This window comes from Pantoea sp. EKM10T, assembly GCF_011800685.1.
Classification (GTDB): Bacteria; Pseudomonadota; Gammaproteobacteria; order Enterobacterales; family Enterobacteriaceae; genus Pantoea; species Pantoea agglomerans.
Window position 1 is genome coordinate 644,709 of the sequence record NZ_JAALEU010000001.1, and the last position, 17,555, is coordinate 662,263.

General features: G+C 58.0%; 20 protein-coding genes. 7 read left to right on the forward strand and 13 right to left on the reverse strand.

The window, feature by feature from the left end:
• Window positions 1–67: 67 nt before the first annotated feature.
• Entirely contained in the window at window positions 68–316 is a 249-nt protein-coding gene (locus tag HFD95_RS03005) for a GlsB/YeaQ/YmgE family stress response membrane protein (RefSeq protein WP_010246168.1), read from the reverse strand.
• A 210-nt stretch (window positions 317–526) separates the two neighbouring features.
• Here HFD95_RS03005 and HFD95_RS03010 point away from each other — a divergent pair, with 210 nt between their 5' ends.
• Together HFD95_RS03010 and HFD95_RS03015 are read left to right on the forward strand one after the other, a co-directional pair.
• Window positions 527–1,261 (forward strand): flagellar brake protein, encoded by a 735-nt coding sequence (locus HFD95_RS03010; protein ID WP_031592913.1) that lies wholly within the window; start codon window positions 527–529, stop codon window positions 1,259–1,261.
• Between the two features lie 96 nt (window positions 1,262–1,357).
• Window positions 1,358–2,488, forward strand: coding sequence for a mechanosensitive ion channel family protein (locus HFD95_RS03015; RefSeq protein WP_167429814.1), 1,131 nt, complete (start codon window positions 1,358–1,360; stop codon window positions 2,486–2,488).
• Window positions 2,489–2,599: 111 nt separating this feature from the next.
• Here HFD95_RS03015 and HFD95_RS03020 read toward each other — a convergent pair whose 3' ends face one another.
• From HFD95_RS03020 to HFD95_RS03055, 8 genes are all read right to left on the reverse strand, one after another.
• Entirely contained in the window at window positions 2,600–4,018 is a 1,419-nt protein-coding gene (locus HFD95_RS03020; RefSeq protein ID WP_033771480.1) for an L-fucose/L-arabinose isomerase family protein, read from the reverse strand.
• 20 nt (window positions 4,019–4,038) lie between these two features.
• Window positions 4,039–5,526, reverse strand: a complete 1,488-nt coding sequence (locus tag HFD95_RS03025; RefSeq protein WP_167429815.1) for an FGGY family carbohydrate kinase — start codon at window positions 5,524–5,526, stop codon at window positions 4,039–4,041.
• 2 nt (window positions 5,527–5,528) lie between these two features.
• A complete protein-coding gene (locus HFD95_RS03030) occupies window positions 5,529–6,473 on the reverse strand; it encodes a transketolase family protein (protein WP_050680010.1) in 945 nt (314 codons plus the stop codon).
• Window positions 6,466–7,296, reverse strand: a complete 831-nt coding sequence (locus HFD95_RS03035) for a transketolase (protein WP_010246187.1) — start codon at window positions 7,294–7,296, stop codon at window positions 6,466–6,468. The genes HFD95_RS03030 and HFD95_RS03035 overlap by 8 nt, the downstream gene beginning before the upstream one ends.
• A gap of 191 nt (window positions 7,297–7,487) precedes the next feature.
• Complete coding sequence (locus HFD95_RS03040) at window positions 7,488–8,594, reverse strand: ABC transporter permease (RefSeq protein ID WP_010246189.1); 1,107 nt, start codon at window positions 8,592–8,594, stop codon at window positions 7,488–7,490.
• A 2-nt stretch (window positions 8,595–8,596) separates the two neighbouring features.
• The gene (locus HFD95_RS03045) at window positions 8,597–10,111 is read right to left on the reverse strand and encodes a sugar ABC transporter ATP-binding protein (protein ID WP_022625834.1); all 1,515 of its coding nucleotides are present in this window, start codon (window positions 10,109–10,111) and stop codon (window positions 8,597–8,599) included.
• Window positions 10,111–10,710 carry a DUF2291 family protein gene (locus HFD95_RS03050; protein WP_022625835.1) on the reverse strand — a complete coding sequence of 200 codons (600 nt, stop codon included), beginning with the start codon at window positions 10,708–10,710 and terminating at the stop codon, window positions 10,111–10,113. Before HFD95_RS03050 ends, HFD95_RS03045 begins: the two co-directional genes overlap by 1 nt.
• A 2-nt stretch (window positions 10,711–10,712) precedes the next feature.
• Entirely contained in the window at window positions 10,713–11,654 is a 942-nt protein-coding gene (locus tag HFD95_RS03055; RefSeq protein WP_167429816.1) for a D-ribose ABC transporter substrate-binding protein, read from the reverse strand.
• 183 nt (window positions 11,655–11,837) lie between these two features.
• Between HFD95_RS03055 and HFD95_RS03060 the strand changes: the two genes are divergently transcribed.
• Window positions 11,838–12,812 carry a sugar-binding transcriptional regulator gene (locus tag HFD95_RS03060; RefSeq protein WP_010246202.1) on the forward strand — a complete coding sequence of 325 codons (975 nt, stop codon included), beginning with the start codon at window positions 11,838–11,840 and terminating at the stop codon, window positions 12,810–12,812.
• Here the strand turns inward: HFD95_RS03060 and emtA are convergent.
• Window positions 12,805–13,434 (reverse strand): membrane-bound lytic murein transglycosylase EmtA, encoded by a 630-nt coding sequence (emtA, locus tag HFD95_RS03065; protein ID WP_010246204.1) that lies wholly within the window; start codon window positions 13,432–13,434, stop codon window positions 12,805–12,807. The genes HFD95_RS03060 and emtA overlap by 8 nt on opposite strands.
• Before the next feature lie 164 nt (window positions 13,435–13,598).
• On the opposite strand from emtA, the gene ldcA reads away from it, so the two are divergent.
• Both ldcA and HFD95_RS03075 read left to right on the forward strand, forming a co-directional pair.
• Entirely contained in the window at window positions 13,599–14,522 is a 924-nt protein-coding gene (gene ldcA, locus HFD95_RS03070; protein WP_181955248.1) for a muramoyltetrapeptide carboxypeptidase, read from the forward strand.
• A gap of 22 nt (window positions 14,523–14,544) precedes the next feature.
• A complete protein-coding gene (locus HFD95_RS03075; protein ID WP_010246210.1) occupies window positions 14,545–15,207 on the forward strand; it encodes an MBL fold metallo-hydrolase in 663 nt (220 codons plus the stop codon).
• Here the strand turns inward: HFD95_RS03075 and HFD95_RS03080 are convergent, their stop codons facing one another.
• From HFD95_RS03080 to HFD95_RS03090, 3 genes are all read right to left on the reverse strand, one after another.
• Window positions 15,208–15,621 (reverse strand): N-acetyltransferase, encoded by a 414-nt coding sequence (locus tag HFD95_RS03080; protein ID WP_010669877.1) that lies wholly within the window; start codon window positions 15,619–15,621, stop codon window positions 15,208–15,210.
• 14 nt (window positions 15,622–15,635) lie between these two features.
• Window positions 15,636–16,019, reverse strand: a complete 384-nt coding sequence (locus HFD95_RS03085) for a hypothetical protein (RefSeq protein WP_033757330.1) — start codon at window positions 16,017–16,019, stop codon at window positions 15,636–15,638.
• Window positions 16,020–16,203: 184 nt separating this feature from the next.
• Window positions 16,204–16,383 (reverse strand): hypothetical protein, encoded by a 180-nt coding sequence (locus tag HFD95_RS03090; protein WP_010246220.1) that lies wholly within the window; start codon window positions 16,381–16,383, stop codon window positions 16,204–16,206.
• Window positions 16,384–16,597: 214 nt separating this feature from the next.
• Between HFD95_RS03090 and HFD95_RS03095 the strand changes: the two genes are divergently transcribed.
• Window positions 16,598–16,927, forward strand: a complete 330-nt coding sequence (locus tag HFD95_RS03095; protein ID WP_010246223.1) for a hypothetical protein — start codon at window positions 16,598–16,600, stop codon at window positions 16,925–16,927.
• A gap of 61 nt (window positions 16,928–16,988) precedes the next feature.
• A complete protein-coding gene (locus HFD95_RS03100; protein ID WP_022625839.1) occupies window positions 16,989–17,546 on the forward strand; it encodes a hypothetical protein in 558 nt (185 codons plus the stop codon).
• The last annotated feature ends 9 nt before the right edge of the window (window positions 17,547–17,555 follow it).

The following is a 17,555-nucleotide window of genomic DNA, read 5'->3' on the forward strand; positions in this document are numbered from 1 at the left end:
TAGCAAAATAAGAGATAAAAAAAGGGGACGAATCGCTTCGTCCCCTTTTTCGTTTAAACCTTTACGGTCAACTGCGTACTTTGCGGTAGATAAACAGCACCACGATGGCACCGATAACAGCGACCACAAAACTTCCGAAGTTAAACCCATCGACGCGGCCGAAGCCAAACAGCGTACTGATCCAGCCACCCACTACTGCACCGATAATACCCAGAACGATAGTCAGAATGAAACCGCCACCGTCTTTACCCGGCATAATCCACTTTGCCAGAATACCTGCGATTAAGCCAAAGACGACCCAGGAAATAATACCCATCTGTTGCTCCTTCCTTTTTTGATTAAATCGTGAACGCCTGATTAATCAAGCGGTTTACCGCGATAAGTATAACCAGCTTTTCAAAAAATGCCTGCCTGCTCACAGTTATTATTGATGAATAGCATGCTAAAGCTTTTTTTTGCCGCGCCGATAACCGAGACGAGGCAAAAAAACCGCATCAATAAAGTAACCCCCCTTGTGGAGCAGGACGTGAAAGAAGCCGACCAGGAACAATATCTAAAACGTGGCACGCTGGCGGTTCTTGGCGTTATGAAAGATCTGCTGCGATTGCAGACGCCATTACTGGTGCGCTTTCCGCGTGGGCAGTTTATCAGCCGGATGCTGGCTGCCGATGAAGATCGCCTGCTGTTTGACCTCGGCAGTAATAATCTGGATAACGATTATGCCCTGACCAGCGACGATCTCAGTATCACTGCGGAAACCTACGGCGCTAAGGTGGAATTCAGCCTCGCCGCGCTGGAAATCGTGGAGTTTGAAGGGTTACCCGCTTTCAGCGCGCCGCTGCCAGACCTGCTGTGGCAGATCCAGCGACGTGAGTTTTTCCGTGTCTGCGCCCCGCTGGAGCCGCAGTTCTGGTGTCATACCGTGTGGCCCGATGGCAGGAAAACGCGCCTGCGTCTGCAGGATCTGTCGCTGGGCGGTATCGGCGTGCTGGTGGATGAAGCGCTGCCGGACGGGTTGCAGGACGGTGACAGCTTCAACCCGTTCCGGGTCGAGCTGGGCGAGTATGGCCATTTTGACGTGCCGGTAAAGCTGCTGAGCATTGGCGAGCGCAGCGTGGTAACCGGCAAAAATGAAACCCGCATCACACCGCGACTGAGCTTTCGTTTTGCCACGCTGAACCCGGCGCAGGAGCGGCAGCTTCAGCAGATTATTTTTGCCCTTGAGCGCCTGGCTCGCGATAAATCGACCCGATTCCAGTAACCGCTTTACGGATGCGCCACACAGGTGGGCCGCATCCAGGCTATGCTTCTTGCTTGTTTTCTTTTAAACCGGAACCCAGCAAGGAGACCCTCCCCAATGGAAAACTGGCTCTCTTCACGTCGTTTTCACTCCCTCTTTTTTAATCAGGAACTCTGGCTAAACAGCGCCATCATAGTGGTGTCCACGCTGGTGATTTACTGGATATTACGTACTCTTATTCGCTTTATCTCCAACCGGATTGCCTTTTACAGCGAACATCGGCATGTTCGCGCCACTGCGATTCTGGTGGAGATATTGCGCAGTACCAGCCAGACCCTGCTGCTGATCTTTTCGCTGCTGATTGCCCTGAAGTTTGTCGATCTGCCCGCGTCGTGGAGTGTAACCATCGCGCACGGCTGGTTCCTGGCGCTGATTGTACAGCTCGCTCTGTGGCTCGACTGTGGCATCCGGCTATGGCTGAAAAGCCTGCTGCGTGACCCGCTGCACGTGCGCAACCCGGTCACTACGGTGATCCTCGGTATTCTGCTGCGGGTAGTGGTCTGGATTATGATGTTCCTGGCCATTCTGTCGAACATGGGCATCAACATTACCGCACTGGTCGCCAGTCTCGGGGTCGGGGGCATCGCGATTGCGCTGGCGATTCAGACGGTACTGAGCGATGTGTTTGCTTCACTGGCGATAGGCTTTGATAAGCCGTTTGAGCATGGCGATTTTATTGTCTTTGGTGACATTGCCGGTTCCATCGAGCATATCGGCCTGAAAACCACCCGACTGCGCAGCCTGAGTGGCGAGCAGATTGTCTGCTCAAATACCATTCTGTTGCAGCAGACGATCCACAACTACAAGCGCATGCAGCAGCGCCGCATCGTCTTTAAGTTTGGTATCAGCTACGCCACGCCGTCAGAGCAGGTCCGGGAGATCAGCCCGCTGGTGAAAGAGATTATCCAGGGCGTTGAGACCACCCGTTTTGACCGTGCCCACTTCCTGGCCTTTGAGGATTCAAAACTGACCTTCGAAGTGGTCTATTTTGTGCTGGATGCGGATTACAACAAGTACATGGATATTCAGCAGGAGATTAACCTGCAACTGATGGCAGCACTGGAAGAGCGAAATATCCGCTTCGCCTTCCCGATTCGTCAGGTGGAGTTCAGCGGCGGCAATCTGCCACCGGTGGATCTGGTTGCGGTACAGAATGATGATGACGAGGTGCGCAGAATGGCGCGCTAAACCAGTGCCCGCCTTTCTTTTCAGGCGTGGCGCGCATACAAGCCGGTGCGGGCGGAATCGTGACCGCACCGGCTGCTTCATCCTTTGCATTCAGCCGTTCCGCCTTACCGCTTACTGATGCCGGTAGCAGCTCACGCCGAGATACTCACTGAACGCTTCCTGCAGCACACCAGCCGTGGCAGAGTGGTTCATCGCCACATGATGCTCAAAGCCGTTACGGCAGATCCACGCCAGCAGTGTCTCCAGCTGCGGCACCTGGATCACCGCACGGCAACCTACCGTGTCCAGCGGATCGGTGACCGACATTCCCTCTCCCACATAGGCTTTGATTTCGCCGCTGAAGTCGTCGGTAGAGAGGCGGAAATAGGTCAGATCGCCCTGCTTCATGCGGCCATGCACTGCGCCACAGGTGTTCTCTTTGCCCACGGTGGTGCCGATGATATCCGCCGTGCCCATGGTCGCTGACTCCAGGCTGGCGCTGGCGAAATTACCGCAGTGAAACAGCACACATTTGTCCCGCTCGTCGCCAAAGTTGTTGTTCCAGTCTGCCAGCGAGGCGGGGTTCAGCGAGCAACTGGCGAGCGCATACATCGACAGCGCCCCCATCACATCCACTTCGCAGGCGCTGGGCATCAGCTGGCCCGACATCACGCTCATGATTGAGCAGACGTTAATGCCCAGGTTCTCCTGCAACGACGTCCAGCACTGGATGGCGGTGGTATCGATATCGTTGTCGCTGATCCACTCGCTGATCACCACAAACAGTTTGGCCATGGTCACCAGTTTTTCACCCGGAATACCCCGCGCATCGGCGTTGGCCTCCAGGATTTCACGCTTCTCTGCCACGCGGATATCGTCATCGCGCAGCCGGTTGGTGCGGGTAAAGATCTCCGATAAATCCAGGGTCTCCACCGCGATGCCCATCTTCTCCAGCAGCTTTTCGCTGTAGCGCACGGTGTTGAATCCGGCGGGCCGGGCACCAATTGCCCCGACGCGTACCCGACGCATAGCATTCACCACCCGACAGAGCTGGCTGAACCGCTGCAGATCCTGCATAAACACGTCGCCGCTCAGGGCGCAGACGTGCTGACGGGTCAGCGTAAACGGGATGCCATATTGCCGCAGGTTGTTGCAGAGTGAAATTTTGCCGCAGAAGCTGTCGCGGCGGGTCGCCAGTCCCATTTTATCCAGATTGTCCTCTTCGGCCTGCACCAGCACCGGCACATTCAGCCCGGCGAGACGCAGCGCTTCCGCGATGGCTTTTTCATCACCAAAGTTAGGCAGCAGCACCACAATGCCGTGAATCGCTTCGCGATGCTGGCGAAACAGCGCGGCGCAGGTTTTCGCCTCCTGACGCGTCTCGACGCCGCCCAGATTGGTCTGGGTCTCATCCAGCATCACCGTATTAATGTTCATCTTTTCAAACAGCGCGACCGCCTGCTGGCGCGCCTCGCCCACCAGATAGCTGGGAAAAAAACCCCGGTTGCCAATAATGACGCCGAAGGTTAACTGCTGAGGAAGTGTTGACATGGCTCTGCTCCGGATAAGGATTAATGTGGCTGATAACGACAGCGTGCAACGGCGTCAATCCAGCCTTTATAGTTTTCCTGCATACGCTGCGCGTGCTCTTCACGCGGCATGATGACGCTGCCGCCCTGCAGCGCCTGCATATCACTGCCCTGCTGCCACCATCCCAGCACTTTGCCTGCCAGCAGTGCCGCGCCCAGCGCGGAGACCTCGGCGGTAGGCACCCGCTGCAACGGCCGCTGTAACACATCCGCCTGTAACTGCATCAGCCAGCTATTTTCGGTGGCGCTGCCATCCACACAGAGCGCAGGAAGCTGCTGGCCGCTGGCCTGCTCCATGGCAAAAAAGACGTCGGCGATTTGCCAGACGATCGACTCCAGCGCCACCCGCGCCAGCACGGCGGGTGTGGCGGCATCCGTCAATCCGCACACCATGCCGCGCGCCTGCAGATCCCACCAGGGCGCGCCCAGGCCAGAGAGCGCCGGGACAAAATAGATGCCCTGATTGTCGTCGCAGCGCTGCGCCATCGCGGTGAGCTCGCGCGGCTCCTGCACGCCGAGCATTCTGCCCAGCCAGGCGGCACCGGAACCGGTGTGGGTAATGTTGCCTTCAAAGGCATAACGCAACGTGCCGTCATGCCAGGCCACGGTGGTGCTGAGGCCATTTTCCGTCAACAGCGGCGTCGCCATGGACATCATCAGGGAAGACCCGGTGCCGTAGGTAGCTTTCACCACTTCAGACTCGCCGCGCCGCTGCGCCTGTAAGGCGGCATGAGAGTCGCCGATGCGCGCCAGAATCGGCGTGCCTGGCGCTAAGCCGGGAATATCACTCACCGCGACCACGCCCTGTTCACTGGCTGAAGCGGTGATGCGCGGCAGCGCGGCGCGCGGCAGTTGAAACAGCGTCAGCAGCTCGTCGTCCCAGTCATCAAGATGCAGGCTGTAGAGTTGAGTACGGGAGGCGTTAGCATGATCGGTAATAAATACCTCGCCCGCGCTGAGCTGCCAGCTGAGCCAGCTGTCGACCGTGCCGATACAGAGCTCACCCGCCGCCGCCCGCGCCGCGCCGTCAGGAATGGCGGCCAGCATCCCGGTCAGCTTGGCGGCCGGAAACATCGGGTCAACGGCCAGGCCGGTCAAACCGGTGATGCGAGGTGCTTTGCCCGCCTGATGCAGGTCGCGACAGAGTGACTCGGATCGTCGATCCTGCCAGCTCACCAGCGGCGTCAGCGGCTTGCCGTCACGCCGCTGCCAGATCAGCACCGACTCGCGCTGATTACTGATCGCCACAGCCGCGACAGGCGCGCCACCACAGGCTGCCAGGCAATGGGTAATGGCCTCTTTTACCGCCTGCCAGATCGCCACAGGGTCCTGCTCAGCCAGTCCCGGTAGCGGATGTTGCAGGGTTAAGCTCTGGCTGCCGCGTGCCACCACACGGCCATCGCGATCAACCGCAATCGCTTTAGCATTGGTAGTGCCTTCGTCGATCGCCAGAATCAGGGGTCCCACCATGTTTATGCTCCTGCGCAGATGCGCGCTGCACTGTTCACCACGCTACTGGCATCAATGCCATGATGGGCACGGGTAGAGGCGCGATCGCCGGCAATTGCATATTCCCCATCTGCAATGCCGAGCCGCAACAGCGGGATGCCGCAGCCGCCTTCCGCCAGCACTTCGGCCACCAGGCTGCCGACACCGCCATTAACGTTATGCTCCTCTACGGTAATCACCGCTGGGTAGTGATTTAACAGGTTGCGCAGCTGTTGGGTATCACAAGGTCGAATCGATGGAACCGCGATCACACCGGCTGAAATGCCCTGCTCAGCCAGTTGCTCAGCAGCGTGAACCACCTCGTGAACCGTTGAGCCCATCGCCACCAGTGCGATGTCGCTGCCTTCACGCAACAGGTCGATCGCGCCCGGCCTGAACTGGTAGCTTTCTTCGTGCAGCTGCGGCAGATCTTTGCCATCCAGACGGATATAGACCGGCCCGATATGCTCAAGGGCGTAATCGATGATCTGACGGCACTCCAGCGGACAGGAAGGCGCATAGATCTCGATGTTGCCGAAACCGCGCATCACCGCGATGTCATCAATGCTGTGATGCGTGCTGGCTAACGGGCCATAGCTGGTCCCGGCATTCAGCCCGAACAGTTTGACGTTGGTGTTGTTGTAGCAGACGTCGACTTTTACCTGCTCATTGGCGCGTGACACCAGAAATGGCGCAGCGTTACAGGTCACCGCGACCTTGCCGCCCAGCGCCAGACCGGCCGCCGTGCCCACCAGCGTCTGCTCAGCGATGCCGACGTTAATCAGCCGGTCGGGAAACGCCTTGATAAAGGGGGCGATTTTGGCCGTCGACGTGGAGTCGGCTACCACCGGCACCAGATCCACACCGCGATTCACCGCGTCGATAAAGGCCGTGACCATGACGCTTGCTAAATGTTGTGCATTACTCATCTTTCAGTTCCTCCAGTGCCAGTGCGATCTCTTCGCCTTTCGGCACCCGGTGATGCCATTCCGCCTTGCTCTGGATAAAGGAGACGCCAAATCCCTTCTCGGTATGCGCCACAATCACCTGCGGTTTGCCGTTCTTCGGCAGGTTTTCAATGGTGTCGACCACCGCCGCCATATCATTGCCGTTGCATTCGGTGACCTCCAGCCCGAAGGCGCGCCATTTTTCCGGCAGCGGATCGGTGTTCATGATGTCGCGGGTCGCGCCCGCCAGTTGCAGCTTGTTTTTGTCATTGATGATGATCAGGTTGTCGAGGCCGTAATGCGCCGCCACCAGCGCCGCCTCCCAGTTGCTGCCTTCAGCCAGTTCACCATCGCCGGTCACCACAAAGATGCGGCGCGGGCTGTTATCTTTTTTCGCCGCGATAGCGATGCCCACCGCCACCGGCAGGCCGTGACCCAGCGCGCCGGTGTTCAGCTCAACGCCCGGCGTTTTCTGCCGTACCGGATGGCCGGGCAGATGCGAGTCGGCATGCTGATAGGTTGCCAGCCAGTCGGTCGGGAAGTAGCCCGCTTCCGCCAGCACGCAGTAATAGCCCCCCACCGCATGCCCTTTGGACTGGATATAGATGTCACGCTGATCGTCGTCTGTGCGATCCGGGGCGCAGTTCAGAATGCGGAAGTAGAGCGCAGTGAGGATCTCTACCTGTGACAGGTCAGCGCCGGTATGACCGCCTGCCGGGCTGCCCGCGTTAAGCTGGATGATGCGGCGGCGGATTGCCCGCGCCCGGCGCTCAAGGTCATCGACCGGAAGATTGAAAGGATTCATACACTACCTCTGAATTTTAAATCGGTTATGAATATATATTCACGTCGGTTAAAAAATTTTGTGCCTGAAAAAAAGGGGGCTAATAAACTGAACCGCCCTTTGTTCACTACTCTGCCCATTAAACCGGGCAGGCCGTCCACTGCCAGGAATCACTCAGCGGCACCCGCTGTCCGGTTCAACGCACTTTCCCGTCAGGGTTTTGCCGGTGTCCCCTCCTCGATTAACGCTTTCTGAGCCACCACGGCCGCCTTCTGCTGCATCCGGCTCTGGGTCTGGTCGATGATCACCGCGATGATAATCACGATGCCTTTGATCACCATCTGCCAGAATTCACTGACACCCATCATGATCAGGCCATCCGCCAGAAAGCCAATAACGAAGGCACCAATCAGCGTGCCGAGGATGGTGCCGCGTCCGCCCGCCAGCGACGTGCCACCCAGCACCACGGCGGCAATGGCATTCATCTCAAACGCGGTGCCGTTAGCCGGATGGCTGGCGACCAGTTGCGATGAGACCACGATGCCAGCAATCGCCGCGCAGAATCCTGACAGGGTGTAGACCAGAATTTTTACCTGCCGGGTTTTCACACCCGACAGTTCAGCGGCACGTTCATTGTCTCCGATGGCATAGACCTGACGGCCAAACGGCAGGCGACGGGCGATGTAGGCGATCACCAGCGCCAGCACCACCATCATCCAGATGGCGTAAGGCAGCCCGAGAAAGGTTCCGGCACCAATCCGATCGAAACCGGTATTGCCCAGCAGCGGATTCCCCTGCAGACCAGGAAAGGTCTCGCCGCCGGAGGTGAGCATCGCCGCGCCGCGCAGGATATACATGGTGCCGAGGGTGCAGATAAAGGGTGCCACGTTGTAGCGGGTAATGATCCAGCCGTTGCCCGCGCCAATCAGCGCGCCGATCAGCAGCACCACCGGCACTATCACCCAGACGCTGGGGAAGATGGCGATGCCAAACATCGGCAGCACAATGCCTTTGGTAATCAGCCAGCCGGCGATCATGCCGCACAGTCCCAGCGTCGCCCCAATCGACAGGTCAATTCCCGCGGTGATAATGACAAAGGTGATGCCCAGCGCCAGAAAGGCGTTGATGGCGATATGTTTCACCATGATCACCAGGCTGCCGGTGGCGAGAAAGTCCGGCACGGTGATGGCGAAGAAGCCGACGATCAGAATCAGCGCAATAAAAGTGCGCAGCTTCAGAAGCAGCAGCAGAATGCTTTCACGTGAACTGAACGCCTTAGCCGGAAGTGTGGTCAGCGCGACGCTGTCATTGCTTTTCATGCTCAGAACCCCTGCGCACTTGCTTTCACCAGCGCTGCCTCTTCCGCCTGGTCGCGGGGAAGATCAGCCGTAAGTTTGCCGCCCGACATCACCAGGATGCGATCGGCTACCGCCATAATCTCTTTCAGGTCCGAGGTGGAGAACAGTACTGCAATGCCCTGCTGCGACAGCGCCACCATCATGCGAAATACCTCTGCTTTTGCACCGACATCAATGCCGCGACTCGGCTCATCCAGCAGCAGCAGACGCGGATTGGTCAGCAGCGCGCGGCCAATCACCACTTTCTGCTGGTTGCCACCACTCAGCGCGCTAATGGCCACGTCCGGCGAGGAGATTTTGATCGCCAGGTTGCCCACCGTCTGGCTTACCGCCTGCTGCTCCGCCTGATGGGCAATGGCAAAGCGATGCGACAGACGCCGCCACAGGCTGGCGATGGTGAGATTACTGGCGACCGATGAGACCGGGAAAATCCCGGCGCGTTTGCGATCTTCCGGCACCAGACTCATGCCCATGCGGATACGGTCAGCGGTGGGCAGACGGGTCGGCAGCGGTTTGCTGTCGAGCCACAGCTTGCCCAGATAGTGGCGCTGACTGCCAAGCAGACACTCAAACAGCTCGGTGCGGCCTGCGCCCATCAGCCCGTAAATCCCGACAATTTCCCCGGCCCGCACCTGAAAACTGACGTCATCCACCAGGGTATTGCCATTGGGGCTGACGCAGGTAATGTGCTGCGCCTCCAGCACCGGCGCGCCAAACTCACGCGCTTCCGGCAGGAAGGTGGTGACCGGTTCACTGCCCAGCATCTCACGCACGATCCACGGCACATCGATGCTGCTGACCGGCGCTTCTGCCTGGAAGCGCCCGTCGCGCAGAATGGTGATCACGTCGCCAATTGCCATCAGCTCTTCCAGCCGGTGGGAGATGTAAATCACGGTAACGCCCTGCTGCGTCAGGTCGCGGATCACCCGGAACAGGATCTCCACTTCGGTTTTGCTCAGCGCCGAGGTCGGCTCGTCGAGGATCAGGATGTCCGCATCTTCCGCCAGCGCTTTGGCAATCTCGACCAGCTGCTGCTGACCCACTTTGAGATTACCGACCCGCTCATGGGGTGAAATCGGCTGATCGAGGCGCGCCATCAGCGCGGCGGTGCGGCGAGCCTGCTCTGCCTCGTTGATCGGGGCCAGGCCGCGCTGGATCTCCCGGCCCAGAAACAGGTTTTCAGCCACCGTCAGGTTCTCAAACAGATTCAGCTCCTGGTGCACCATGCCGATGCCGTGCCGGGCGGCGTCGCGGGTGCTGCTCAGCGTCAGCGGCTCGCCATTCAGGAACAGCGAACCGGCCGTGGGCTGCTGTACCCCGGCCAGAATTTTCATCAGGGTCGATTTTCCCGCCCCATTCTCACCGATGATGACGTTAACTTTGCCGCGCCAGACCCGATAATCGACGCGATCCAGCGCCAGCGTGCCGGGAAACAGCATCGATATCTGTTCGGCCCGCAGAATGATCTCATCGTCCATCAGGGCGTCCCCCGCTTCAGCTCAACCGCTACCACATCTTCAACGCTGTTCTGCCCGATGGTTACGGCCAGCAGCGCCTGCACCGGCTGGTTGACCCAGCTGGCATCCAGCGGTGGCAGTTGCTTCACCGCGTGACGGTTCAGCGCCCGCGTCAGCTGGGCGTACTGCACCTGATTGGTAAACTCTTCGAAACGGAAACCGACGGCATCCCGGATAGCGTTACTGCGCAGCACCGGCCCGACACTGACCGCCACCGGCTTGCCGTTAATCATCAGCGTCAGCGTGCGTTCACGCGGGTTACTCTCATCAAAGGCGCTGGCTTTACCCCCGGCTCGCACGAAGACGCTTTCGCGCCCGCCGGGTTTGACCGTCTGACTTTTCGCCTCCATGTCGGCCCAGCTCAGCGCATGGCTGTTCGCGGTGGTCATCACGCGCGGCTGCCAGGTCTCTTCCGCAATCTGCTGCGGTGTCTGGGTGGTATAGCTGGGTTTCGCGTGCGGATCCTTCGGCAGGATCGGCTTACCGTCCGCATCCAGATCCACCACGGTGCAGGCGCTGAGCAGCGCCATACCGGTCAATACCGCCAGCATCCGTTTCATGGTTATTTCGCCAGGCTGAAGTTTTTCAGCTTAGCGGCGTTGCTGTCGTCAATCAGCACGCAGTCCATCAGCTGCTTCTCCTGTTTCTGCGCTTTGCCGTTCTTCAGGTAGTAATCCGCCTGCGTGACCGCCATCTGCGCCTGATCCCAGCCCGGCTGCAGCACCGTCGCTTTAATATTGCCTTTGTTGAGGATCGAATCCCGGGTGTAGTCGCTGCCATCAAAGCCCACCACGATCACCGATGTTTTCCCGGCGGCTTTCAGCGCGGCTTCGGCACCCAGCGCCATGGTGTCGTTACCGGAGATGACGCCCACGATGTTGGGGTGTTTCTGCAGCAGGGTTTCCATGCGGCTGAAGGCTTCGGTCTGGCTCCAGTTGGCGCTCTGCTGAGCCACCATTTTCATGTCGCTGTAGTCATCCAGCACATCGTGATAGCCCTGCGACCGCACGCCCGCGTTGGTGTCAGACTCTTTGCCCAGCAGTTCAACATAGTCCCCTTTGCCGCCCAGCAATTTCGCAAATTTCTCCGCGCCCAGCTGCGCCCCCTGATAGTTGTTAGAGACGATCTGCGCTACCGCGATGCCGGTTTTGTTGATCTCCCGGTCAATCAGGAAGGTCGGGATCCCGGCATCTTTGGCTTTCTGCACCGGCCCGACGGTGGCGTCGGCACCAGCGTTATCAAGAATGATCGCTTTGGCTTTGCGCGCAATCGCGGTCTCAATCAGCTGGTTTTGCTTGTTTACGTCATCATCGTGCGACGCCACCAGCGTGGCGTAACCCAGCTCTTTGGCTTTCGCTAAGGCCCCTTCCGCCTCGGCTTTAAAGAACGGGTTGTCATGGGATGGGGTGATAATCGCCAGCAGGCCTTGCTCTGCCGCCAGCGCGGTCGCTGAAAAGGCGAGCATCGATGCGAGCAGGGTCAGTTTGATCAGAGGACGAGTCATTATTTTTCTCCGCTTGAATATATATTCACACGCGATTTTATATGCATAATGACTATGCGCCCGCGCTGACGTGCCGTCCAATGCGCGATCGTCAAAAAGCGAAAACGATCACAAATTAGCCTGCGTTGTGATTTTGATCATCCTGGTTAACAATACCGGGCAGAATCAGAGAGGGAAAAACCGATGGCAAAACAGGATGAACAGCGACTGATGGTGAAAATTGCCACCCTTTACTATGTCGAAGGGTTGAAGCAGTCAGAGATTGCGCAGTCGCTGACCTTATCGCAGTCGTTTGTCTCACGCATTCTTAATCGCAGCGTGAAAGAAGGTGTGGTCAAGATCAGCGTGGTGCCACCAGCCAACGTCTACCCTGAGCTGGAAAAGGCCATTGAGCAGACCTATAACCTGCCGCAGGCGATTGTGGTGGATGTGCCGGACCAGGCGTCGTCGCTGCAGATTAAGCAGGCGATTGGATCGGCGGCCGCTCACTATCTGGAGACCCGACTACGAAACGATGAGCTGATTGGTATTTCGTCATGGAGCGGCACGATCCGGGCGATGGTTGATGCGCTGCATCCGCTCAACAGCGCCTGCAAAGGGGTGATCCAGCTGCTGGGTGGCGTCGGGGCTAACGGCAATGTGCAGGCCACGATTCTGACGCAAAATCTGGCGGCGCTGCTGAACTGCCCCGCCTGGCTGCTGCCGTCGCAGTCGATTGAGCATTCGGTCAGCGATCGCCAGCGGCTCTCTGCCAACGCGGAGGTCGCCGAGGTGCTGAGTAAATTTGAGCAGGTCGACCTGGCGATTGTCGGCATTGGCGATCTGGAGCCGTCGGCGCTGTTACGTAATTCGGGCAACTACTACGATGGCAGGATGCTACAGACGCTGGCGGCGCGCGGTGCGGTAGGCGATATCTGTCTGCACTATTTCGACGCCTGCGGACAGCCGGTGCTGAAAGCAGAAGAAGATCCGGTGATTGGTATGGAGCTGGCGCAGGTGAAACAGTGTCCACAGGTGGTCGGGCTGGCAGGCGGAAGAGAGAAAGCGCAGGCGATTCGCGGTGCGCTGCTGGGCGGCTACATCAAGGTGCTGATCATCGACTATCCCACGGCGCGGCTACTGCTCACGCCGCAGGATTCATCACAACCGGTCAGATAGTGCGGTAAGCCGTGGTGACTTTCCACAGATAGCGCGGGGCCTGCGCCGCCGGATGCTTGTTCTGCACATGCTGATAGAACTCATCCGGTGACATCGCATTGATCATCGCAATGGCCCGATCGCGATCGCTGGAGAAAGTCCGCAGTAACGCCCCTGCGCCGTTGGCATAAGAGACGATGGTGGCATAGCGCAGGGTCAGCGGATCGCGGATGCCCGACAGCGCGGAGTTCTGCAGAATGCGGATATAGGCGGTGCCGATATCAATATTTTTGGCCGGATCGCGCAACTCGGCATTCGACGGCTGACCACGACGGCCCAGCGTGCGATAGACTTCGCGCCCGGCGGTCGAAGCTTTAATCTGCATCAGCCCCACCGCATTTGAACGGCTCACCACGCCCGGATTTCCACCCGACTCGACACTGATAATGGCGCTGATCAACTTCTCATCAACGCCATAATGACTGGCGGCATCTTCGGTAAACATCGCCCAGGTGCCATTGACGCTGGACGGCGGTGCCTGAGTTAATGGCGTGTTGCGCTGCTTAACGGCATGGTGCGGTGGCTCGCTGGCACAGCCGGTCAGGAGTAACGCTGAGAGTATAAGGTGTCGGATTTTCAGCAATTTTTCATCTCGTAGCTGTTGTGGCGAATGCTATCATACCCAGGCAGCCTGAGAGCAAAATTACCGTTTATCCTAAATGCATGAAAATGCGGCGCGTACCGTGACTTCAGCGGCGCTTTTCGCCATCATCGCCGTCAGTCAGGCGCTAACAGCAGGAAAGTATGATGATTTCACGTTCAGTTCGTCTTATCTCCCCCTCCGGTTACTGTCACAATCAGTCTGCGGCGCTGCAGGGCATTGCACGACTGCGTGCGGCCGGCCATCAGGTAGAGAACGAGCAGGTGATCACCCGCCGTTTTCAGCGCTTCGCCGGTACGGACGCGGAGCGCCTGGCGGATATCAACCAGCTTGCCAGTCTCAGCACGCTGCCCGACGTGGTGCTGGCGGTGCGTGGCGGTTATGGTGCCAGCCGGTTACTGGAGTCCATCGACTACATCGGCCTGCAACGCCGTCTGCTGAATCAGCCGCTGGCGCTGTGCGGCCACAGCGACTTCACCGCGATTCAGCTGGCGCTGCTGGCGCAGGTCGGCCTGATTACCTTCAGCGCACCGATGCTGGCCGGTAACTTCGGCGCCGCGACCTTATCTGAATTTACCCTTCACCACTTCTGGCAGGCACTGACTTCACCTACAGTAGAGGAGACATGGCAAAGCGAAACGCCTGACGAGGGTGAATGGCAGGGTACACTGTGGGGCGGGAATCTGGCGATGATCTGCTCACTGATTGGCACGCCGTGGATGCCGCAGTTTGAGAACGGCATTCTGGTGATTGAGGATGTGAATGAGCATCCGTTCCGCATTGAACGCATGCTGATTCAGCTGCAGCAGAGCGGCATTCTGGCGCGACAGCGGGCGATCGTTACCGGCAGCTTCACCAGTACAGCCCTGACAGAATATGACAACGGGTTTGACTTCAGCACCGTCTGGCAGCGACTGCGTGACACCACCGGTCTGCCGCTGATTTGTGGATTAGATTTTGGTCATGCCGCTGACACCGTAACACTGCCTTTGGGTGCCAGCGCACGATTAGCGGTCAGCCAGGGCCACGCCCGTTTGCAGGCGACCGGGCATCCCGTCCTGCGGGAATAGCGTTTGTTTCAGGAGATCGACATTGAAGCCGTTGTATGACGATTTGTGGATCTCAACCCCGGAATTTCCGGTGGAAGATGCCGTTAATGACCTGATGATGCATGGCTTTATGCTGCGTCACCCGCGCGGCAATCTGTTGATTGGCCGCGTAGAAAATCCGCTCGATCATGAAGTCATGGCCGATACCGGCGGCGTGATCCGCCACTACCTCACCCACTGGCATGAATCCGCGCCCGGTGCGGCGCTGATCCAGCAGCGCTTCAGCAGCGCACTTTACTGCCATAGCCGATCGCTGGGCCCCATCAGCCGTTTTGCTGAGCCTGATGACACCTTTTCGCAGCAGGAGACGCACTTCGGGGATTTCCATCTGCTGCCAACGCCAGGACACACACCGGGCAGTTGCAGCTATCTCTACACCTCGCCGCTGGGGCTGACCTATCTGTTTGTCGGCGATACCGTGACGCGTTCGCACGACCGCTGGATCACGGTGCTGGTGCCGGACAGTAATCCGGCTGAGCTGAGCCAGACGCTGGAGTTTTACCGCTCCCTGCGTCCCGACGTGGTGCTGATGAGTACCACGCGCGGGCATCTCTCCTGGAAAAAAGTTACGCTGCAGAGCTGGCTGGCCGCGATTGATGAAGCAGAACAGCATCCGCTGGATTTGCGTCAGCAACCGTTGTTCTGATTACAGGGCTTTCGTCAGATAGTGGCGCTGATGATGCCGTGGATAGTTATCCAGGCTGAAGCGCAGCGTATAGCCGAGCTTTTCATAAAACGGTCGCGCCTGAAAACTGGCGGTATCCACCTGGGCAAAGCGGCAGCCGCGATCCCGCGCCTCCTGCTCTGCCGCCTGCATCAGCTTGCTGCCCGCCCCCTGCCCGCGTAGCGCCTCACTCACCCACAGCATATCAATCCGCAGCCAGTTTCCGGCGGTTGATCCGGTCAGTCCGGCCAGCTTTCTGCCCTGGTCATCACGAATAAACACGCCGATCGATCTGATCTCATCAATATTAATATATTTGCTGTTGAACGCAGTCAGACCCAGCCTGACTTCATCCAGATCCTGCGTTGTGACCTTATCGGTAATCTCGGGTTGCATAGTGGCTCCGGGGGTTAAGTGTCGGAGTGCTGACGATCGTCGTAGCGCTCCAGGCTCAACGCATCAACATCGCGTTTTTCGCTGCGGCTGCAGGGCAGCAGTTTATCGCTGTCGCGGTAGACAAAAAAGGTCGCCTGGTTGCGCTGGTTCACAATCAGCTGATCGCCATTGCGAAAGCGGGTAATCGCCACCTTATCACCCGCCTCTAAACGGGTACGCTGCTGACCGGCGGCAATCTGGAAATGCCCCGGCGGCCACATTAACGTGGTTAAACCATATTCGGCACGCGAAACGGTCATGGTTGTCCGGCCGGGACAGTTAAGCTGAAATTCCGTCTCGCTCCAGGCGGGTGCGATGTGACAGGCCAGCAGGCCCAGGGCAATTAATGCTGCCTTCATGCTGTTTCTCCGCTGATTTTATTGAGATTTTTTAGCTTAACACATCACAGGACAGAGAAGGGACGCGGGGCAACCCGCAGCAAGACCATTGAAAGATAGAATCGGCGTGCGAAGTAATCTGAAAGTTGAGAAAAAATAAAGTAATCCGGCCAGCGTAACAGGCTGCCACACTGACCGGATATGATTATTCGGCTGCTACCTCGGCGGCCACTAACATCAGTGCCAGCCCGGCATTCTCGCTATCGTAAGCCTGCATTGCTGCACGTATATCCGCTGAACAAGCGATCACCTGTTGCTTCTTATCGGCTTCTAACTGGTCAATCGCATGGCGAATAATCATTAGACTTGCTTCTTCTTCGTTCATCATTTATCCCTGAATTTGCCTAAGTGGTGCGCAAAGGAGCCAAGAATAACGTTTATTGATAAGCAAAGTCACCCTTTTACATTCCTGTTGCTTAACGATTAAACAAATCACAAACAGGAAGCGCAGCGTAAACTGCTATGATTAAGTAATCAGTGACGCAGCAGGATAGACTCTGCGCCACGAAACTCCCAGGGATTGAAGCAGGTAGAAAATCATGATGCGTCTCAGCATTTTTATCCTCATCGCGATGGTGACTGGATGTTCATCTGGCCCGAAAGGGGTGGAATGTCCGGGTGAGGTCTCGACAATTTATGGTCAGTCGATGGGGCATACCCAGGGCGTGATTTTTGATCTGGTTAATAGCTTCACCGTGACCCGGGATAAGGTCAGCGTTAAGAGTGGCCCGCTGCAGTCGCTGGATCGCTTTAAATATGTTCCCTCCGCCGTCACGCCTGAGGGCTATTACGCGCAGCGCCTGTCAGATAAGCAGTTCCGCCTGATCAACCCTTACCAGGACACCCAAATCACCTGGACCTGTCCATAAGGGATGAATCCTGCTGCCAGATGGTTTATTGTCAGGAAACGTCAAGCAGCAGGTCTCCCCGATGGAAAAGCGTCTGGATAACAACGGTTATATCGACTTCCCCTTCCCCGCCACCCGCAATGCGGATGGCTCCGTGAATCCCTGTGGCTTTGATCTGACGCTGGAAACCGGTCGCCTTGAGGAGATCGCGGTGCTGAACCATTCAGTGAATCTGCGGCGCCTGGTCGAGGAGATCAATCTGCAGGAGGGGCTGTTTATGACCCTGGCCTGCGACTGGCAGCAGCAGGCAGATGCGGTCTGTGGCTTTATCGATGTGGCTTTTCGTCCCGACCTGCCGCAACACGGCTTTGAGGAGGCGCTGCAGCTGGAAGCGAACTTTTATCGCTACCTGACCGGGCAGGAGCAGCAGCATCAGATGCCCGCCGAGACGCTGGTCAATTATGCCCGCTCGGTACTCGACTGGAGCTGGTCGCCGCTGCGCCAGCGTCAGCGCGATTATGAAAAGATCACCATTCAGTTCTATTGCCCGCAGGCGGATGACGCCGAATGGTGTTTTGATCATCTGCGTCACTTCCTGGTGAGCGTCTATCCGGCCTGCGTCGCCGCCCGTTCACTCTGATCTTCATTG